Annotated in this window: 18 protein-coding genes; 12 read left to right on the top strand and 6 right to left on the bottom strand. The window is 42.5% G+C overall.

Annotation, left to right across the window (positions count from 1 at the left end; genetic code table 11):
- Nucleotides 1–24: 24 nt before the first annotated feature.
- On the bottom strand, nt 25–1,083 hold the full coding sequence (lptG, locus tag FM038_RS05105; RefSeq protein ID WP_142872258.1) for an LPS export ABC transporter permease LptG: 1,059 nt from the start codon (nt 1,081–1,083) through the stop codon (nt 25–27).
- The gene (lptF, locus tag FM038_RS05100) at nt 1,080–2,192 is read right to left on the bottom strand and encodes an LPS export ABC transporter permease LptF (RefSeq protein WP_142872257.1); all 1,113 of its coding nucleotides are present in this window, start codon (nt 2,190–2,192) and stop codon (nt 1,080–1,082) included. Before lptF ends, lptG begins: the two co-directional genes overlap by 4 nt.
- Before the next feature lie 220 nt (nt 2,193–2,412).
- On the opposite strand from lptF, the gene pepA reads away from it, so the two are divergent.
- Nucleotides 2,413–3,921 (top strand): leucyl aminopeptidase, encoded by a 1,509-nt coding sequence (pepA, locus tag FM038_RS05095; RefSeq protein WP_142872256.1) that lies wholly within the window; start codon nt 2,413–2,415, stop codon nt 3,919–3,921.
- Between the two features lie 87 nt (nt 3,922–4,008).
- On the opposite strand, the gene FM038_RS05090 is transcribed toward pepA, so the two are convergent.
- From FM038_RS05090 to FM038_RS05080, 3 genes are all read right to left on the bottom strand, one after another.
- Nucleotides 4,009–4,608 (bottom strand): HD-GYP domain-containing protein, encoded by a 600-nt coding sequence (locus tag FM038_RS05090; RefSeq protein ID WP_185965759.1) that lies wholly within the window; start codon nt 4,606–4,608, stop codon nt 4,009–4,011.
- Nucleotides 4,609–4,837: 229 nt separating this feature from the next.
- The gene (locus tag FM038_RS05085; RefSeq protein ID WP_185965758.1) at nt 4,838–5,116 is read right to left on the bottom strand and encodes a VOC family protein; all 279 of its coding nucleotides are present in this window, start codon (nt 5,114–5,116) and stop codon (nt 4,838–4,840) included.
- Nucleotides 5,117–5,129: 13 nt separating this feature from the next.
- Complete coding sequence (locus FM038_RS05080; RefSeq protein WP_142872254.1) at nt 5,130–5,522, bottom strand: DCC1-like thiol-disulfide oxidoreductase family protein; 393 nt, start codon at nt 5,520–5,522, stop codon at nt 5,130–5,132.
- A gap of 259 nt (nt 5,523–5,781) precedes the next feature.
- Between FM038_RS05080 and FM038_RS05075 the strand changes: the two genes are divergently transcribed.
- Both FM038_RS05075 and FM038_RS05070 read left to right on the top strand, forming a co-directional pair.
- The gene (locus tag FM038_RS05075) at nt 5,782–6,402 is read left to right on the top strand and encodes a pyridoxamine 5'-phosphate oxidase family protein (RefSeq protein ID WP_142872253.1); all 621 of its coding nucleotides are present in this window, start codon (nt 5,782–5,784) and stop codon (nt 6,400–6,402) included.
- Nucleotides 6,403–7,028: 626 nt separating this feature from the next.
- On the top strand, nt 7,029–7,232 hold the full coding sequence (locus tag FM038_RS05070) for a hypothetical protein (protein ID WP_142872252.1): 204 nt from the start codon (nt 7,029–7,031) through the stop codon (nt 7,230–7,232).
- 111 nt (nt 7,233–7,343) lie between these two features.
- Here FM038_RS05070 and FM038_RS05065 read toward each other — a convergent pair whose 3' ends face one another.
- On the bottom strand, nt 7,344–7,949 hold the full coding sequence (locus tag FM038_RS05065) for a short chain dehydrogenase (RefSeq protein ID WP_142872251.1): 606 nt from the start codon (nt 7,947–7,949) through the stop codon (nt 7,344–7,346).
- 147 nt (nt 7,950–8,096) lie between these two features.
- Between FM038_RS05065 and FM038_RS05060 the strand changes: the two genes are divergently transcribed.
- From FM038_RS05060 to FM038_RS05020, 9 genes are all read left to right on the top strand, one after another.
- The gene (locus tag FM038_RS05060; RefSeq protein ID WP_142872250.1) at nt 8,097–8,993 is read left to right on the top strand and encodes a LysR family transcriptional regulator; all 897 of its coding nucleotides are present in this window, start codon (nt 8,097–8,099) and stop codon (nt 8,991–8,993) included.
- Between the two features lie 281 nt (nt 8,994–9,274).
- A complete protein-coding gene (locus tag FM038_RS05055; RefSeq protein WP_142872249.1) occupies nt 9,275–9,994 on the top strand; it encodes a substrate-binding periplasmic protein in 720 nt (239 codons plus the stop codon).
- Nucleotides 9,995–10,145: 151 nt separating this feature from the next.
- Entirely contained in the window at nt 10,146–10,766 is a 621-nt protein-coding gene (locus FM038_RS05050; protein WP_142872248.1) for a YgjV family protein, read from the top strand.
- Nucleotides 10,767–12,038: 1,272 nt separating this feature from the next.
- On the top strand, nt 12,039–12,419 hold the full coding sequence (locus FM038_RS05045; protein WP_142872247.1) for a hypothetical protein: 381 nt from the start codon (nt 12,039–12,041) through the stop codon (nt 12,417–12,419).
- On the top strand, nt 12,420–12,695 hold the full coding sequence (locus FM038_RS05040) for a hypothetical protein (RefSeq protein ID WP_142872246.1): 276 nt from the start codon (nt 12,420–12,422) through the stop codon (nt 12,693–12,695).
- A 167-nt stretch (nt 12,696–12,862) separates the two neighbouring features.
- The gene (locus tag FM038_RS05035) at nt 12,863–13,165 is read left to right on the top strand and encodes a cyclic-phosphate processing receiver domain-containing protein (RefSeq protein WP_142872245.1); all 303 of its coding nucleotides are present in this window, start codon (nt 12,863–12,865) and stop codon (nt 13,163–13,165) included.
- 581 nt (nt 13,166–13,746) lie between these two features.
- On the top strand, nt 13,747–14,217 hold the full coding sequence (locus tag FM038_RS05030) for a DNA polymerase III subunit chi (RefSeq protein WP_142872244.1): 471 nt from the start codon (nt 13,747–13,749) through the stop codon (nt 14,215–14,217).
- 15 nt (nt 14,218–14,232) lie between these two features.
- A complete protein-coding gene (locus FM038_RS05025) occupies nt 14,233–17,154 on the top strand; it encodes a valine--tRNA ligase (protein WP_142872243.1) in 2,922 nt (973 codons plus the stop codon).
- 702 nt (nt 17,155–17,856) lie between these two features.
- Entirely contained in the window at nt 17,857–18,288 is a 432-nt protein-coding gene (locus tag FM038_RS05020) for a phage tail protein (RefSeq protein WP_199242725.1), read from the top strand.
- Nucleotides 18,289–18,404: the final 116 nt, after the last annotated feature.

The following is an 18,404-nucleotide window of genomic DNA, read 5'->3' as shown; positions in this document are numbered from 1 at the left end:
AACTAGGCCCTAGGAACTCAAAGTCTATTTTCTAATAAAGTAGATTGCGATAATACTGAAGATTAAAGCAGGCATCATGGCACCGATAAAAGCGGGTAGACCATACACCAGCGTCAATGGGCCAAATATTTCACTGCTAATGTAGAAGGTGAAACCCGCTATCACTCCAAGCAATACCCGAGCGCCCATAGTCACTGTTCTCAGTGGGCCAAATACAAATGATAATGCTACCAGCATCATTACGGCGACGGTGATAGGTTGCATCACTTTTCGCCATAGTGCCAGTTCATAACGACCAGAGTCTTGATTATTGGCTTTCAGGTAATCCAGATAGCCTATTAATCCTTGAATTGATAAAGATTCAGGTTTCACCGACACCACACTCAGCTTATCTGGCGTAAGTGTCGACTCCCAGCGATATAGGGTCGTATCCGTTAATGTCACCTTATCGGGTGTCAGATCTGTTTGCCTAACATCAATTAAACGCCAATGGTCATTAGAATAGATGCCACGCTCGGCATGGATAGTTTTAACTAAGGTTAAGGTATTATCAAACTCATACAGGGTAATATTTTTTAAGCTATTAATGTTTTCAACTTCACCAATGTTGACGAACAGATCGCCATCTTTAGCCCAAATCCCCCGACTAGACTTGATAAGGCTGCCTCCTGATACTTTGAAAGCCTGCAACTCATTAGCTCGTCTTTCTGCAGCAGGAGCGCCCCACTCTCCTAATGCCATAATAATCAGCATCAAGGGGACCGCGGTTTTCATCGCTGAAATGGTGATCTGAAAGCGAGATAGCCCCGAAGATTGCATCACCACTAACTCAGAATTAGACGCCAGCATCCCCATACCAATTAAGGCACCAAGTAGCACCGCCATAGGGAAAAACATCTCAATATCACGAGGAATTAGAAACAGTACATAGATGCCAGCATCGAGCATAGTATAGCTACCACGCCCCACGACTCTAAGCTGATCGACCCATTTAATAATGCCTGATAAACCCGTCAGAATAAGCAAACAAAGCGCCGAGGTGCTTACTAAAGTTCGTGCAATATATAGGTCTAATATTTTCACGCTGCAACCCTCTTGCGCTTAAATATGCCTGATAGCTTAGCGCCGGCAGGGCGCTCTTTGCCTAAAAGTAAGATGCCAATTAAGAGTGCGGAGCCATGTATCCACCACATCCCTAGATACTCAGGTATCACACCATCTTCCAGGGCTTTACGCCCAGCAACCATTAAGCCGAAGTAACCAAGATAAAGTAGTATCGCCGGGAACATTTTAGCAAACTTGCCCTGACGCACATTAACCCTTGCCATAGGTACAGCAATCAATGTCATCAAGGGAATAGCCAAAGGAATGGCCAGACGCCAATGGAACTCAGCCGTAGCTGCCGGACCATCAAGTTCCATCAGCTCATCAACAGGTAACGCAGAAAGTTTGCGTCGACGCTCATCGACCTCCTGATCTTTTATCTGCATCTGATAACCGCCAAATTCGATTATCTGAAAATCAACTTGCTTAGGCGTAGCCTGATACTGCACACCATCACTCAGTTGAAGACGTTGTCCACCGGTATCATCTTCGATGACTTTGCCCCCCTGGGCAACGACAATATTACTGATCCCCGATTCATCTTCTGGATCGGGTAATTGGGCCACAAAGACTTTATTAAGCTGATTATCACGACCAATACGTTCAACAAATAATACAGCTCTACCGTTGGGGCTGGTCTGAAATCGTCCCTGAGTGATAGCGGCCAATCCCGCTTCAGACTGAGCATGCTCGAGTACCTGATTCTGCTTCTCTTCTGCCCAAGGAGTGACATAAACTGACAACATAAGGGTAAATATCATATTCCCGATAGCCAGTAACAAGGTCACTCGAGTGATATACCACTCACTGACTCCTACACCATGAAAAATCACCATTTCACTGTCCGCATACATACGGCCATGGGCGAGTAGAATCCCCAGAAATAGGCTCAAGGGTAAGACCAGAACAGTAAGTTCAGGCAGATTGAGTCCTAATAGTGTCAGGACTAACGCAGCAGGAAACTCACCGTCAGAGGCGTCTGCGAGTACTCGAACAAAATGTTGGCTAATAAAAATAGCTAAAAGTACTAAAAGTACGGCTATTTGGGCCTTGAAAACTTCTCGAATCAAATATCTAAATACAATCACAGGCTGGATCCGGTCCCTAAACTTATAATTATGCTGGTGTCAGACTAACTTTCATGTAGACTGTCTACTTTTGGTAGTTTTGTAACCATTTATTAACTAAATATGGTATAAAAACACCTAAAAACAAACTCTAAAGTACCAAATTTAGGCCCGTTTTTGGGCACAAGCAGACATTATCTAATAAATAATAAAATTTGTCTTTAAGAATCTAGGAGAGCTCATGGAGTTTAGCGTTAAGAGCGGCAGTCCGGAAAAACAGCGTTCGGCCTGCATAGTGGTTGGCGTATATGAACCAAGACGCCTTTCGGGTATTGCTGAGCAGCTCGATAAAATTAGTGAAGGCTATATCAGTAACTTACTTCGTCGCGGGGACTTAGAAGGTAAGCCAGGTCAGATGCTACTCTTGCATCATGTGCCTAACGTTCTCAGTGAGCGCGTTCTGTTGGTCGGTTGTGGTAAGGAACGCGAACTCGATGAGCGTCAATACAAGCAAATTATCACTAAAACCATCAAGACACTTAATGAGACAGGATCAATGGAAGCCGTTTGCTTCCTGACTGAACTGCACGTTAAAGGCCGCGACACATATTGGAAAGTACGTGAAGCCGTTGAAACGACACAAAACAGTCTTTACAGTTTTGACGCGTTAAAAACAAGCAAAGATGAGACTCGCCGTCCGCTACGCAAGCTAGTTTTCAATGTACCAACACGCCGTGAACTGGCCGTGGGTGAACGCGCAATCGAGCATGGTATGGCCGTATCTGCTGGCATGCGCCTTTGTCGTGACGTGGCAAATATGCCGCCAAACATCTGTAACCCAGCTTATCTAGCTTCTCAAGCACGCCAGATGGGTGAAGTTTGTGAAGAGCTAACGGTAACAACGGTTGGCGAAGAACAGATGGCAAAACTGGGAATGAACTCATACCTAGCAGTTGGCCGGGGTAGTGATAACGAATCTGTGATGACTGTGATGGAGTACAAGGGCGCTGTAGATAATACAGAAAAGCCAATTGTGCTTGTCGGTAAAGGTCTGACATTTGATTCAGGTGGTATCTCTCTTAAGCCTGGCGAAGCCATGGATGAGATGAAGTACGACATGGGTGGAGCCGCCGGTGTTATCGGTGCAATGAAAGCCCTATGTGACATGAAGCTACCTATCAATGTCATCGGCATTCTTGCAGGCTGTGAAAATATGCCTTCAAGCAATGCATACCGCCCAGGAGACATACTCACGACGATGTCTGGCCAAACTGTTGAAGTATTAAACACTGATGCAGAAGGTCGCTTGGTACTGTGTGACGTACTCACTTATGTTGAGCGTTTCGACCCTGAGTTAGTTGTCGATACCGCCACATTGACAGGTGCATGTGTTATTGCACTGGGTAAGCATGCTTCAGGTCTATTCTCGGGTCATAACCCACTCGCACATGAACTATTAAATGCGGGCGAGCAAAGTGGCGATCGTGCATGGCGCCTGCCTTTATGGGATGTGTATCAAGAACATCTTGAAAGCCCGTTTGCAGATATGACCAACCTTGGTGGTCGTGCTGGCGGTGCTATCACCGCGGCTTGTTTCCTGTCTCGCTTCACTAAAAAGTACAACTGGGCACACTTAGATGTGGCTGGTACGGCTTGGAACAGTGGCGCGAACAAGGGATCTACAGGTCGTCCGGTACCGCTATTGACTCAGTTCCTGATCAACCGAGCTGGTGTTCCTCAAGGGGAATAAATACTTAGCTAAAGAATTCTCTCTTTAACACTAAAAAAGGTGAAGACCAGCGTCTTCACCTTTTTTATTCCCCTAAAGAGAATGAGTCTAAACGCTTAACTGAGCTTGGCTATCTGCTAATATCAGGGATTCTAGCTTCTCAAATTCAGGCAGGGCTTTAACAAAAAATGGCCTAAGCTTTGGGTTAAACTTTGAACCAAACAGAGCCAATATTATCTTCACAGCTTCTTTATGCGTCTTACTGGCTTTATAACAGCGAGTGGCTCTTAGGGCTTCATATACATCACATATAGAACATACCTGCGCTTCTAACGGAATATTGTCTTCTCTCAAACCATCAGGATACCCTGAACCATCCCAATTTTCGTGATGATATAAAGCTGTGTTCAGAAAGATCTCGTCATAACCTAATCTGTAGAGCATCTGATATCCCGCCACACAGTGTGCTTGCATCTTATTGAACTCAGGCTGGCTTAATTTACCTGGCTTATTTCTAATATCCTCAGAGATAAATCGTTTACCGACATCATGAACCCGCGCCGCCCAGGCGAACTCTTTTATCTTTTGCTCGGCCAAACCAATAGCTTGCGATAATATCGTCACGAGTTCACTCACTCTTTCATTATGTAGATCGATACAATCTAAATCAGGAACAAAACGACTCTGAGCAGTCATGGCTTCAAACATAAAAATCCTCGAAAACTGGTTTCCTGTTTGATAATACATCAGTTAGTCTAACCAAACTAGACACGTGACTACACATCAAACCACAAGGAAAACCCGGGGAAAGACAAGTCAGCCTAAGACGTTAATATTCAAGGGTTAATAATAAGCTATGTAGTTAAAAATAATTAGCTTATTACAAAACGATAAATATGGAGAACGAGACTTTCAATCTGGAATTATTTTGCTAGTTTTAATATTGACTGAGATGGGAATAATCATCCATCTGCTGTTTATGCTCTCTTCCTCCGGGAATTAGCACAATAATAAATTGTGACTCTTGCCCCGGTTCACTCAGCCAGACGATTCTGTTTTTACCAAGCCAAACAGGGTTATTACTACGAGAAAGCTCAGAGCTGTGACCGCAAGGACGCTCATGTATAACTTGCATACCAGCATATGAAGCATAGAAATCGACGCAAGCAGAAACATCCTCAACGTGCAAAGCGATATGAGTCAGCGCAATCGTCATCTATAGCCACCATTCACATTAGCCTTCCTTCGCATTTAAGCCGCCTATAAACAGCCCTACGGTACAAGATTGATAATAACGGCCGGATACACTTTCGCCCAATTAACCAAGCAAATGGCTGCAACATTGGCACCCTACTCATTAAAATGATATATGCATCCAGCTCAGACACCACTATTGGCTTATCAATATCATCACACTCGCCAATGATCACATGTAGCTCTGTTAGTGCCTGAAACGGATCTATCCCCCAAGCCTTTAGCTGAACACCCTGATCTGTGATATCGAACCAGTTCACTCCCGTGGCATACTTCCCCGCTACACGTAAGTAGTTATCTCGGTCCTTGAGACAACGAGGACAGGCTCCATCATAAAGGACATATAAAGTTGGATGACTCTTGTTCATCTATTGAGTCTAGTCGATAGGTATTATACCGATTGGTATTAGCCATTTCGAATTACTAGCGGTGCCGTGCAGGTGATTTCGAGACAAGATCGGCTAACTTCATAAGAAGTTCCTTGTGGGCTCTTATTCACCAATTAAGTTCCAAGCTTGAAAACCCCCATAAGGTAATGCTAATTTTGCATAGCAGTTGGTGTTAATAGCGCTATATCATCTAAATCAAAGCATCTGCCAACGCCTACAAGCATCATTAAGGATAGCCATGTATATAGAATCACAAGAGCAGCTCAGACAACTCTATGTCCCAGCTAAAGGTCGCAGTAAAGATAAACAACTTGATGCACTAGAGAAGCACTCAATTAACTTTATTGAGCACTCACCCTTTCTCACTATTTCTACCTATGGAAAACCTACCAATACGAAATCAGGCACACTCGACTGCTCTCCTCGTGGCGGTAAGCCTGGTTTTATCAAGATACTCAATGATACATGCCTACTAATTCCCGATGCCAAGGGAAACAATCGCCTCGATAGTCTGATCAATATCATAGAGACAGGCAGCATCGGCTGCCTGTTTCTGATCCCCGGCATAGATGAAACCTTAAGGGTCAACGGCACGGCTCGAATCTCCACATCGAGAGAACATTTGGAGCTGTTCTCAGATGAAGCAAATCCACCTCAAACTTGCATTGAGATAGCCATAACCGAAGTGTTCTTGCACTGTGCTAAAGCGCTTATGCGTTCCAAACTCTGGTCAGCGGAGAGCCATATTGATCGTTCATCATTCCCAACGATGGGAAAAATGATTAATGAGCAGTTATCTATAACTGACACACCAGAAAATCAAGATGAAATGGTCATGCGTTATCTAAATGATTTATAAAATAGAGACTGGTAACAAGTATCTAAGGGCTCATTGGCTGTGCCATAATTTCTTAATGGCTAGCCATCTAAAACAGGTTTAACTCAATAAAAAAGCTAGCCCCAGCCCACCTTTCAGTCAAAACACTTAGGGTGAAAGTGACTAAAGTGTCCTATGTTTAACTTCTGGCTTTATTAAAGATTCAACTTAGAGCCAGCTAATACCAGTTACATTAAAAGTTTGACCATTCAGCGGGAATTCAGAGCCCTGTAAGCGAGGCGGGGGATTGAAGCTAATAGTAATTCTATATCGAAAGCCCACAACGAAGCTTAAATGGCTTTGAAAGCCGCACTACGTGAGCGGCTCAGACTTCCCACTTCTGCTTTGCACTGGCTCAAAAGGGAGTAACAATTTCTTCACCAATGCACATTGAATTGAAAAGCCTGAGTCGCTCTGAATTGGTCAAATACTTAGTGCAATTGGTATAAGACCCATCAATATTGAACCATTATCATTAATCCTTATGTTTAGTCTCCTCAAGGGTAAAGGGTTCATTGCTCCACTTCGATTATTCAAGATTGACATGCATTCATTTACAATGACCAAGCCCTTGATAAAGTTGTGAAAAGGGAAACAGGAGAAGTCTTATGGAAAAACTTAGAAAAGGTCCATTGACCATAGATTTATGCGGTAAAAAGTTTCCAGAATGGGTCGAAAACTCAGAAGGCTACTGGGACTTCCACCGCGCCTTTACCAACGACAGGTATAGTGAGTCACCCACCAGCCAACTTCGTCAAGACGAATGCGTGCTCTCAGAAGCTGGGATATACCGATTAAGGATAATCCATTGAATCATTATTTACCTAACGAGTACTAACTTGGAATGAAAACACTTAACCAAGTGCATAATGAAAAAGCCAGCAGTGTTTAGCTACTGGCTTTTAAACTATGACACTGAATTGCTAAGCATCGACAAAAATAACCTCACCGGTAAGAAACCCATCAACAGAACGTTCGAATGCTTTGCCCACTCGCTTCCCTGAAACTGGCTCAAACCCTGGCATCATCTCACCATAAACATCCCAAGCCTCTTCAAGGACTGTAGGATTTACAACATTAATTCGGGTATTTCTTGGCATCTCTAGCGCAACACATTTTACAAAAGTGTCAATCGCACCGCTTGTTGTCGCATCAGCGATGGCGAATGGAATAGGCTTAACGTTTAAAATTCCGCTGATTAAGGTAAATGAACCAGCTTCAGCAATGTACTTCTGACCAATACGAACTAAGTTAATCTGCCCCATCATTTTACTCATAACAGTTGTCATCCACTGGGCTTCTGTCATCTCGGTAAAATTAGCATACTCACAAAAACCAACGGTATTCACCACAGCGTCGAAGTGCCCCACTTTGTCATAGAGTGCCTCAATAGATTGTACGTCAGTGATATCTACGAGGTGGTCTACATCACCAGAACGGCCAGCCGTGATAACCTTGTGTGCTCCTAGCCCTGTTAGCGCTGCCTGACCCATTTTACCTAGTGCACCAATTAAAATTACTGTCTTCATTTTTGTCTCCAATCGTTGAATTAACTTGATGCAATAACTTTAACAACCGTCTTGAACAAATAGAAACAAAGCTTATTTGTTAGTGATACAATATTTTATGGTTATGAGTTACATTAAGGAAGAAACTGATACATAGGGAAAGTCATTGTGAGTAAGCTAGACAGATTAGACATCAAACAGTTGAGGGTTTTTCAAGCCTTAATACGTGAAGAAAATGCCTCTAAAGCAGCACACCAACTCGGTTTAACTCAGCAAGCGGTTAGTGAGCATTTAAAGAAACTCCGAGATGTGTTTGATGACAGGTTATTTGTTAGAAAAACCAATGGCTTTGTGCCTACACCATTTGCTAAAGAGCTATCGTTAAACGTCGAAAAACTGCTAATTGATTTCAAATTACTCTTGTCGCCAAACACCTTCTCTCCTGAAAAAACCAGTGGCACCTTTGTTATCTCAGCTACCGACTATGCACAACAAATAGTGCTACCAGCATTAATTGCAAAACTAAGAAAGCAATCACCAAATTTGAAATTGATCGTCAGAGATTTTGAAATTGATAAGCTGCATGAGTTAATGATAAGCGGTAAAGTGAACTTAGCTATCGCCTGCCCCGATCACATTCCAGCTAGCTACCCCATGATCAAGCTATTTGAAGAGCATCATGTTTGTGTGGCCTCAGCAAATTCAACCATTTCACAAACGATCTCACAAACGACGCCCACTTTGGCTGAAGTCGCAAGTTATCCAACAATCATCGCTTCGCCATCACGGCCAAATTTTAAAGGCTCAATTGATGATTGGTTTTCGCAATTTGGATTAAAGAGAAATATTGTCGTATCAGCCCCCTGCTTCTCTATTGTTCCTATGTATCTTGAAACAACCGACGCCATTGCCTTTTTACCTTCAAGAGCCATCAAGGGCCTAGATATAGTGACGATTCCTTTAGAGCATTCACCCGATAGTTTTGATGTGATTGCAGCTTGGCACCCTCGCTACAATGATGACCCACTGCAAAAGTGGGTTATCTCCTTACTTGAGGTCGAGTAATTTCGGGATTATTCAGAGTGAAAATTAGGTTTCAGTGCATCTCGTTTAGTCAGTCTTCTTGGGAAATAAGTGTTAGAGCTTCGACATACATTATACTCAGGGGGACACAATTGAACGACTTTGAACAAGCTCACAAACCTAAAATATACGCCGTGTAAGGAGTCATTACAGCTACGTGTGAGACCAAGACCACTCGAACGATTTCTTATATTGTTGCTCTAACCTAAACTAAACTATACACAGAGCTTTTTTACAATAGACATAATGTCGCTAGGTTCCCCATGAAAAAAAATATCCTATTCTTACTTGGTTTTTTATTTTTTTTCACTGGGGTTAGCTTTGCTGAAGATGAAGTCTATACGATTGGAACATTTCCAATCCCATTAATGGTAGAAGATAAAGACACTGGGATATTTGTTGAGTTAACTAAAGAAATTGCCAAGCGTAGTAAAGTAAATATCATTATAAAAGTAATGCCCCCCGTAAGAGTCACCACCTACTTCGCTGAAAATAAACTCCATGGTTTTTTTCCTGCTCTGGATGTCATGGTTTCTCAAAAAATATCCAAATCAGAACCTATTTATATCAAAAAAGATTTTGGATTTACTAAACAGGGTCAACCTCTGATCACATCGATTACAGACCTTACCGGGAAACATATTGGGATTACACTGGGATATCCATATTCAAAAGAAATAACTGCAAATTCATCTTTTACGATTAGCACAGCTCCAAGTGATATCAATAACATACTAATGTTAGATATAGGGCGTATTGATGTTTTTGTAGTTGAAGAGAAATCTGGTCTCAAAGCAATAAAGCAAAGTGGCAAAAACAATATTAGTTACGATTCTGGACAACCACTGTCCCGCCAAAATGTTTATTACGCATTTCAATCAGATAAAACGGGTCAACGACTAGCTTTACTCTTCTCAAAAACCCTAGTTGAACTGAAAAATGACGGCACACTGGCAAATATAATGTCAAAAGCTGATAAGTAACATCTACATTCAATCATTCAAAGTTTACCCTTTAAGAAAAGGCAGTCATTTGAATTGAGTCTTGACCCTGCTTTTATTCCGGAGTAATAATTAGCAGGTATTTAACAGTTTGGTTACTACCAGTAGGTTCGCTAACATACAGGGATAGAAAATGGATTTTAATTGGGTGGAGTGGTTTGGTTATCTGGCGTCGTTAATCGTCCTCGTTTCTCTAACAATGACATCAATAAAAAAACTGAGGTTGATCAACCTAGTTGGCTGCCTTGCCTTCGCAGGCTTTGCTTACCTTATAAACTCTTACCCGACGATGTTTATGAACTTAGGTATAGCAGGAATAAACGTATATTATTTATGGAAATTTTATTCAACCGATGAGCAGTTCAAGCTGATTGCCGCCTCTGTCAATACTGAATATTTTGACCACTTTATCTCAGAAAACCTGGCCGATATTGAGACACAGACATCACTCTGTGAGCTCGGAAAGGCCAATACAGCGTTTTATATGCTAAGAGATAACAGCATTGCCGGTGTATTAGTTGGCAACAATAATGACAAGGGTGAACTCTCTATTCTGCTCGACTATGTCACCCCACAATATCGAGACTTCAAACTGGCAAATTATTACTTTGTCTCACACCCCGATGAGATTAAACAGCGTGGGGTTAATACCCTCATCGCAAAAGCGGCAACCGTAGAACACAAAGAGTACCTATTCAACATCGGCTTTGAGCTCGCCGATGACGCTGAAGGGATCTATCAAAAACAGCTCTAGCTTCGAATGAAGCTAGATACATTTTTACTTTGGTTCATTTGGCTTACTTCGATACTTGGAAGTGTGTTTGAAGGTCGTATCTTCATTTTTGTTTAACACCTGTCCGGCGAGGTATGTGCGCTCTTTTCTTTGAGAAGGTTCTGCGAGTCGCCGCAAGCACTCTGACCTCCACGGATGGAGGAAATGCCAAATTTTGTATGGAATAAAATTGGCCCTGTGGGCTCTGCGATTTCATCTGACCCACACGGATGTGGGAAATGCCGAAAAATGTATGGAACATTTTTGGCCCTGAAATCGAAGCTCGCAGCTGCATCTACACTTGCTGATTTACAAGAATAGTCTCTCTTGGAATTTAGTGTTTCTGGTTGTGTGGCTAGCTCGTTTCTGCCCCAAAGTTTGCTAGCCTTCGAATGAAGGTCTATTACATTTTCGTTGATACGACCGTCTTTCCGGCAGAGCTTTTGAGCCGGAATCCAGCATTTGTTGGACTGTGTGTTTGAAAGTCGTACTTTCATGGCAACCTAACGCTTCCCAGCGGGGGCTATGCAGATGCTTCTGCGAGACGCTGCAAGTCCATCCATGGAAGCTCTGCCAAATCATCCCTGATTTGGAAGCTCGCAGCCGTATCTACACTTGTGGATTTACAAGAAGGTTTGACCTTATTCGCTCCGACCCCTTTGCTCGACCCCTTTGCTCGATGAGATTAAACAGCGTGGAGTGAATACCCTCATCGCAAAAGCGGCAACCGTAGAACACAAAGAGTACCTATTCAACATCGGCTTTGAGCTCGCCGATGACGCTGAAGGGATCTATCAAAAACAGCTCTAACAGCAAATTAGTGGCCAACTTCGAATGAAGCTTGGAGACATTTTTTGTTTTGGTTCATTTGGCGGGGCTGGTTGTTGGGAAGAGTGTTTGAAGGTCGCACCCGCATCTACGCTTGGCTATTAACAAGCAGGTACTCTCTTCGAACTGAAACTACCGAAGACAGATACAATAAGGGGTAGCGAAAGGCAATATTTAATAAATTGATTCTACTCCTACTTATTAATTGACTATAACTACTGGCAAACAATTATTAATACGGTTAAATAGCGTTCAAAAAATATCAAATCGCTACCTAACATTTCAAATATTTAATATCTAGTCATTATTGACAGCGTGAAACCTGCTACCCAGATCACAAGCTCAAGCTGAGTAGCTTGCTCCCCCCTCTCACCAATCCTATTATGACACCAGTCAAAATCGACAGGTGTCATAATAGGAATCGTAATGAAGAAACAATATGTATGCTCTCCAAGCCCACAATTTAAAGCGCTAAGCAAAGAAGAGGAAGCTCAACAAATCTGGAAAATCCTTACTTTACCGGAGAGCATTGTTAAAGTAAAAGTAGCAACTTACCTACGTCGACCAGCCCTTGAAGCTCTTACACCTGAGTTGCAAAACTTAGATGTTTTTCAACCAACAACTGACAAAAAAAGGAGAGACCAATATAAACAAATGTGTGGAAACTTTATGTCAAAAATAATGGAAATTGAAGGATATAAAATTAAACAGAAAGGAGTAAAGCTCGCTTACATTGAAGATAAGGAACTTATTAAAAATCCTATTTTTGTTACTGCTACACGCTTTACCCTTAAAGGAGAAAAGTAAATGAACCACTTAAATATTACTTTAGAAATGTTATCGAAAATGCCTGCCCTTTATATTAATGAGGTGCTAAAAAATATGCGTGGATTCCAGGGAGCAACGGTGCGCTTCGGAAATACAGGAAAAGGGATCGCTATGAACTATCAGATAACTTACCCGAACGGACATATTAGAACCATACATGGTAAAGGTCATAAAAATTTTGAAAAAACTGATGAATTCAACAGCGAAAGAATATCGATTGAGTTTTCTTTAAAGCAAATAACGTCAATTAGATAAATTAATAACCACTATCGAATAGTTTTAAATTAACTATAAATATACAGGCATACGCTATGCTGAACATTACTTCAACTGGATAAGGTGCAACAAATTTATTTCTATTGCGATGTTCATAGATAATGACTTAATCGATAGCTATTTGAATAATAATTTAAGAAAAAACTATGAAAGTCTATCTCGATGACGAACGTGAAACTCCCTTTGGCTGGACAAGGGTTTACTGGCCAAGTGAGGCTGTTGAGGTATTAAAAACAGGAAAGGTTTCTATTATCAGCCTTGATCATGATTTGGGAGATGATGAACGCGGCACTGGTTATGATGTAGTGCTATGGATTGAAGAAGCGGTTTACACTTCAGGCTTCAAGCCACCTGTAATTTTGGTTCATTCGGCAAACACATCGGCCAAAGTAAAAATGCAGTTAGGTATAAAAAACATCCAAAGAGTTCAGTGTTCATTAGAAACTTAAAAATGAATACAATTAATGGTAAATGAACAAATTGGGTCAGAGTAATATTTAATTGAAGTTTTAGTAGTTCCGATAGGATAAACATAACTTTCTCCAAACGTAATACCACCACGGAGCGCTCCGCTTTCACGAAGAACACGGAGGTAAAGATGAAGACCTACAAAGGCTTTAGCAGTTGCCTTTCTCCGTGCCCTCCGTGTTCTCCGTGGTGAATCGCTTTTGTTCAGTTTTTAGAATAAGTAGAGTCTGTATTTACTATAAGCCATGCGCCTCACCTGAAGGATTTTGACTTCCGTGCGACTAAAATCGAAGAAACAGATAACCAGGTGTAAACGCGGCTGTGACCTTCGATTTCAGGGATGAAATCGCAGAGCGTATAGGGATATATTCATAGCGTGTCACAGAAGCGTTTGCACATAAGCCTGCTGCAAGCAATTCGTATGATTAAAGGTTAACGCAGCAACAAACCTCCAATGAGATAAAACAAAGTCAAAAGCTACAAAAAAGAGGCTGATAACTAACCTCCTTTTAGTGTAAAATCCCTCCCTTCGACAGTAAAATAAACCTAACTGATCCTAACTATGCCAAATGCCCTATTTTATGTGATGCCTGCTGAGGCTAATAGCCCCACAGAGGCGACTGAACAGGTCCATCGACTTGCTTGTGAACTTGCGCAAGATGCATATGTACATCAGCAGCTGGTTTATATCCATACCCAGGATAGAGAGCAGGCTTATGCTGTCGATGAACTGTTATGGCAGTTTGAGCCTAATTCCTTTGTGCCCCACAACCTCAAAGGTGAAGGGCCGACGACTGGTGCGCCCGTTGAAATCGGCTTCGATAACCTGGGGCCCAATAAAAATCGCCATCTTCTGATTAATCTTGCAGACCAAGTACCCTCATTTGCGGTAAACTTTGGTCAGATTATCGATTTCGTTGCCAATGATACTGGTTTCAAGACGATCGCCCGCGATCGTTACCGCCAGTACAAGAGCCTTGGAGTGACATTAAGCACTCAAGACTTAGCGAAACAACCACTTAATTTAGTTTGAGAAATACTAGCTCCCATGGAAAAAACATATAACCCGCAGTCTATAGAACAATCTCTTTACCAAAGCTGGGAAGAGAAAGGTTACTTCAAGCCACATGGCGACGAGTCCAAAGGCAACTATTGCATCATGATCCCGCCACCAAATGTGACGGGTAGTCTGCATATGGGTCATGCCTTCCAAGATACGATTATGGATACCCTGACGCGTTATCAGCGTATGAAGGGTAAAAATACCCTTTGGCAGGTCGGTACCGACCATGCGGGTATCGCAACTCAAATGTTGGTTGAACGCAAAGTGGCTGCCGAAGAAGGCAAGACACGCCATGATCTTGGACGTGAAAAGTTTATAGACAGAATATGGGACTGGAAAAAAGAGTCCGGCGGCACCATCACTAAGCAGTTACGTCGTCTCGGCGCTTCTGTAGATTGGGATCGCGAGCGTTTCACCATGGACGAAGGCATGTCTGAAGCGGTTCAGGAAGTTTTCGTTCGTTTGTATGAAGATGACCTTATCTACCGCGGTAAGCGTCTGGTTAACTGGGATCCCACCCTACACACTGCCATCTCAGATCTCGAAGTTGAGAACAAAGAAAAGCAAGGCAGCATGTGGCATTTCCGCTACCCATTAGCAGATGGTGCATTAACGAGCGATGGCAAAGATTACTTAGAGATCGCCACCACGCGTCCTGAAACCATGTTAGGTGACAGTGCAGTAGCGGTTCATCCAGATGATGAGCGTTATGCATCATTGATTGGCAAGTTTATCCACCTACCGATTGTAAACCGTCTTATTCCTATCGTTGCTGACGATTACGTTGATATGGAATTCGGTACAGGTTGTGTAAAGATCACTCCTGCACACGACTTTAACGATTACGAAGTCGGTAAGCGCCATGCACTACCTATGTACAACATTTTGACCTTTGATGCGGCTATCCGCTCAAATGCTGAAATCGTCAATACAGATGGCACAGAAAATAACGAATTAGATAGCAGCTTACCTGAGCGTTACGCTGGCCTAGACCGTTTCGAAGCACGTAAAGCCGTGGTTGCCGAGTTAGATACCTTAGGTCTACTGGGTAAAATCGACCCACACGGATTAAAAGTGCCTTATGGCGATCGTTCAGGCGTGGTGATTGAGCCATTACTGACCGACCAATGGTATGTGTCAGTTGCACCTATGGCGAAAACAGCCATGGAAGCGGTTGATAATGGCGATATTAAGTTTGTGCCACAGCAATATGAGAACATGTACAACTCGTGGATGCGTGACATTAACGATTGGTGTATCTCACGTCAGCTTTGGTGGGGACATCGTATCCCAGCTTGGTATGATGAAGCCGGTAAAGTCTACGTTGGCCGCGATGAAAGCGAGGTGCGCGCTAAGCACAAGCTTGATGATTCTGTGGTTCTTCGCCAAGACAACGATGTCCTCGATACCTGGTTTAGCTCAGCACTTTGGACCTTCTCAACACTGGGCTGGCCGAAGAATACCGAAGAGCTAAAAGCCTTCCACCCAACGGATGTATTAGTTACAGGTTTCGACATCATCTTCTTCTGGGTTGCCCGTATGATCATGATGACCATGCATTTCATCAAAGATGAAAACGGTAAACCACAAGTGCCATTTAAAACGGTATACGTTACTGGCCTTATCCGTGATGAAGTCGGTAACAAGATGTCTAAGTCTAAGGGCAACGTACTTGACCCATTAGATATGATTGACGGTATCGATCTTGAGTCTTTAGTGACTAAGCGTACTGGCAACATGATGCAGCCAAAACTGGCGGCAAAAATTGAGAAGAGCACCCGTAAAGAGTTTGCCGATGGCATCGAAGCCCATGGTACCGATGCCCTGCGTTTCACACTTGCCTCTATGGCATCAACAGGCCGTGATATCAGCTGGGACATGAAGCGTCTCGATGGTTACCGCAGTTTCTGTAATAAGATCTGGAACGCATCGCGCTACGTACTGATGAACACAGAAGTGCAGGTTGAAGATGCCGCTGACGATGCAGTTGGCGAAGCGTTAGATTGTGGTCAACTTCTTGTTGATGGCAAGCCAGGCGTAATGGAGCTGTCACTCGCGGATCGCTGGATCATCAGCTTGTTCAATGAAACAGTGAAAACCTATGATGAGCACATGGAAAACTACCGCTTCGACTTAGCGGCTAATACTATCTATGAGTTCACCTGGAACCAGTTCTGTGACTGGTACTTAGAGTTAACTAAGCCTGTGATGCAAAGTGGTACTGAAGCTCAGCTTCGTGGTACTCGACACACCTTAGTCACTGTACTCGAGAAGATGCAGCGCCTGATGCACCCAATGATGCCTTATATCACTGAGACCATCTGGAAGCGTGTACAGCCTCTCGCTGGTGTCGAAGGCGATACACTGATGTTGGCTGAGTTCCCACAATATCAAGCTGACAAAGTTGATGCCGAGGCAATGGAAGATCTTGAGTGGGTTAAGCAAGTGATCACTGCGGTACGTAACATACGCGCCGAACTGAATATTGCACCATCTAAGCCGCTTAATGCCTTGCTACGTGGCGTGAGCTACAAAGACAGGTCTCGTCTTGAAGCGAACCAGACTTTCTTCACCACACTGGCAAAACTTGAGACTATCACTATTATGTCTGAAGACGATGTCGCCCCGATGTCGACCACTCAGTTAATTGGTGATATGGAGCTACTTATCCCAATGGCGGGTCTTATCGACGTCGCGAAGGAAGTTACCCGTATCGATAAGCTGCTTGAGAAAGCCGCCGGTGAGTATAAGCGCATTGAAGGTAAGCTATCTAATCAAGGCTTCGTGGCTAAAGCCCCTGCTGCCGTGATTGAGAAAGAACGTGCTAAGCAGGCTGAGTATCAGCGTGATATCGAAAAGCTAACTGAACAGAAAGCAGAGCTGGCTAAGCTAGAAGCGGAAGGTTAAAAGCAGAAGGTTAATGCTATCGTCGGTCGCGAGCTGTCTATCTTCAAAATTAGCTTGAAGATAGAAAGCTATCAGAAAGAGATGTATAAACAGGCAGCTATTTAGCAAGCCGTGTACATAATCAGGACCTACATTAAATAATGTAAAGCGACTTTATAAGCCCTGTATTATCTACAGGGCTTTTTTATGGACGACTCCTACAAAAATTCTATTTTACGTTCAAGAATAAATTGATGTATCTTAAGTTATATAAAGCATTATTATTAGTAAGAATAATGCTAACTTTTTATATTGTCGGTAGGAAACAATTGAATTTAATGTAAGCCAATACTAGTTTGCAGGCATTTTACTGGGCTGTGTTTCAATCAATAAATAACCCTCTGTTACTCCAAAACGGTCGTTCATCTCTTAAGTCGATTAAACTCAATTTACTATGCGTTGTCATACGACTTCTATGCCCCCCAACCTAAAGTAACTTACCTATATACTAAGGTCATATATTAAAGGCTTTCTTATACGTTATTAATACAATGAAATATTCACCCTGTACTATATTTATTACTGCTAATAATCGAGTTATATATAGAACACGGAAATCATGATTTGATTGTAAAGCCAGAGGTTAATCAATGATAGGAATAGTATTTATATTACTCGGGTGTCGAAATTGTCTGGCATCAATTTCATTTTAAGGAAAGTACTATGATAGCTACTAGGTATAAAATTCCAGCTTTAGTGATCACATTCCTACTGCTGATGGCTTCCACATTTGCTCAGGCAGATGAACCATTTTTAGGTGAAATTAAATTTGTATCTTTTGATTTTTGTCCCACCAGCAATAACTCAGGTCATTGGGTTGAAGCTGATGGTTCACTTCTCTCCATTGCTCAGAACGCTAGTTTATTTTCCCTTATTGGAACAACTTATGGCGGGGATGGGAATGTGGATTTTGCGTTACCCGATTTGCGCCAGCACATAGTGATTCAAACTGACGGTGGAAATGGCAATAACAATGGAAATGGCAATGGAAATGGAAATGGAAATGGAAATGGAAATGGAAATGGAAATGGAATTTCGTATGAATCACTTACTGCATGTATAGCTGTGACTGGGATTTTTCCTACCGCCGAATAAATTTAATTCCCTTCGGCGTGTCAATATAAGCTCTATATCAACGCGATATCGAAAAGCTAACCGAGCAGAAAGGTGGCCTTAGGGTCACCTTTTTTAATGCATAAAATTAAGTATTA

Origin of the sequence: Shewanella eurypsychrophilus, from assembly GCF_007004545.3 — a bacterium.
Taxonomy (GTDB): domain Bacteria; phylum Pseudomonadota; class Gammaproteobacteria; order Enterobacterales; family Shewanellaceae; genus Shewanella; species Shewanella eurypsychrophilus.
This window is presented reverse-complemented; position numbering and strand designations above follow the sequence as displayed.

What these genes read in the sequence shown, in the direction of transcription:
- FM038_RS05040 (WP_142872246.1), top strand. Translation starts at nt 12,420, where the DNA reads ATGAACCACTTAAATATTACTTTAGAAATGTTATCGAAAATGCCTGCC.
- FM038_RS05075 (WP_142872253.1), top strand. Translation starts at nt 5,782, where the DNA reads ATGTATATAGAATCACAAGAGCAGCTCAGACAACTCTATGTCCCAGCT.
- FM038_RS05020 (WP_199242725.1), top strand. Translation starts at nt 17,857, where the DNA reads ATGATAGCTACTAGGTATAAAATTCCAGCTTTAGTGATCACATTCCTA.
- FM038_RS05080 (WP_142872254.1), bottom strand. Translation starts at nt 5,522, where the DNA reads ATGAACAAGAGTCATCCAACTTTATATGTCCTTTATGATGGAGCCTGT.
- FM038_RS05030 (WP_142872244.1), top strand. Translation starts at nt 13,747, where the DNA reads ATGCCAAATGCCCTATTTTATGTGATGCCTGCTGAGGCTAATAGCCCC.
- FM038_RS05055 (WP_142872249.1), top strand. Translation starts at nt 9,275, where the DNA reads ATGAAAAAAAATATCCTATTCTTACTTGGTTTTTTATTTTTTTTCACT.
- FM038_RS05090 (WP_185965759.1), bottom strand. Translation starts at nt 4,608, where the DNA reads ATGTTTGAAGCCATGACTGCTCAGAGTCGTTTTGTTCCTGATTTAGAT.
- FM038_RS05085 (WP_185965758.1), bottom strand. Translation starts at nt 5,116, where the DNA reads ATGACGATTGCGCTGACTCATATCGCTTTGCACGTTGAGGATGTTTCT.
- FM038_RS05050 (WP_142872248.1), top strand. Translation starts at nt 10,146, where the DNA reads ATGGATTTTAATTGGGTGGAGTGGTTTGGTTATCTGGCGTCGTTAATC.
- pepA (WP_142872256.1), top strand. Translation starts at nt 2,413, where the DNA reads ATGGAGTTTAGCGTTAAGAGCGGCAGTCCGGAAAAACAGCGTTCGGCC.
- FM038_RS05070 (WP_142872252.1), top strand. Translation starts at nt 7,029, where the DNA reads ATGGAAAAACTTAGAAAAGGTCCATTGACCATAGATTTATGCGGTAAA.
- FM038_RS05045 (WP_142872247.1), top strand. Translation starts at nt 12,039, where the DNA reads ATGAAGAAACAATATGTATGCTCTCCAAGCCCACAATTTAAAGCGCTA.
- FM038_RS05065 (WP_142872251.1), bottom strand. Translation starts at nt 7,949, where the DNA reads ATGAAGACAGTAATTTTAATTGGTGCACTAGGTAAAATGGGTCAGGCA.
- FM038_RS05025 (WP_142872243.1), top strand. Translation starts at nt 14,233, where the DNA reads ATGGAAAAAACATATAACCCGCAGTCTATAGAACAATCTCTTTACCAA.
- FM038_RS05035 (WP_142872245.1), top strand. Translation starts at nt 12,863, where the DNA reads ATGAAAGTCTATCTCGATGACGAACGTGAAACTCCCTTTGGCTGGACA.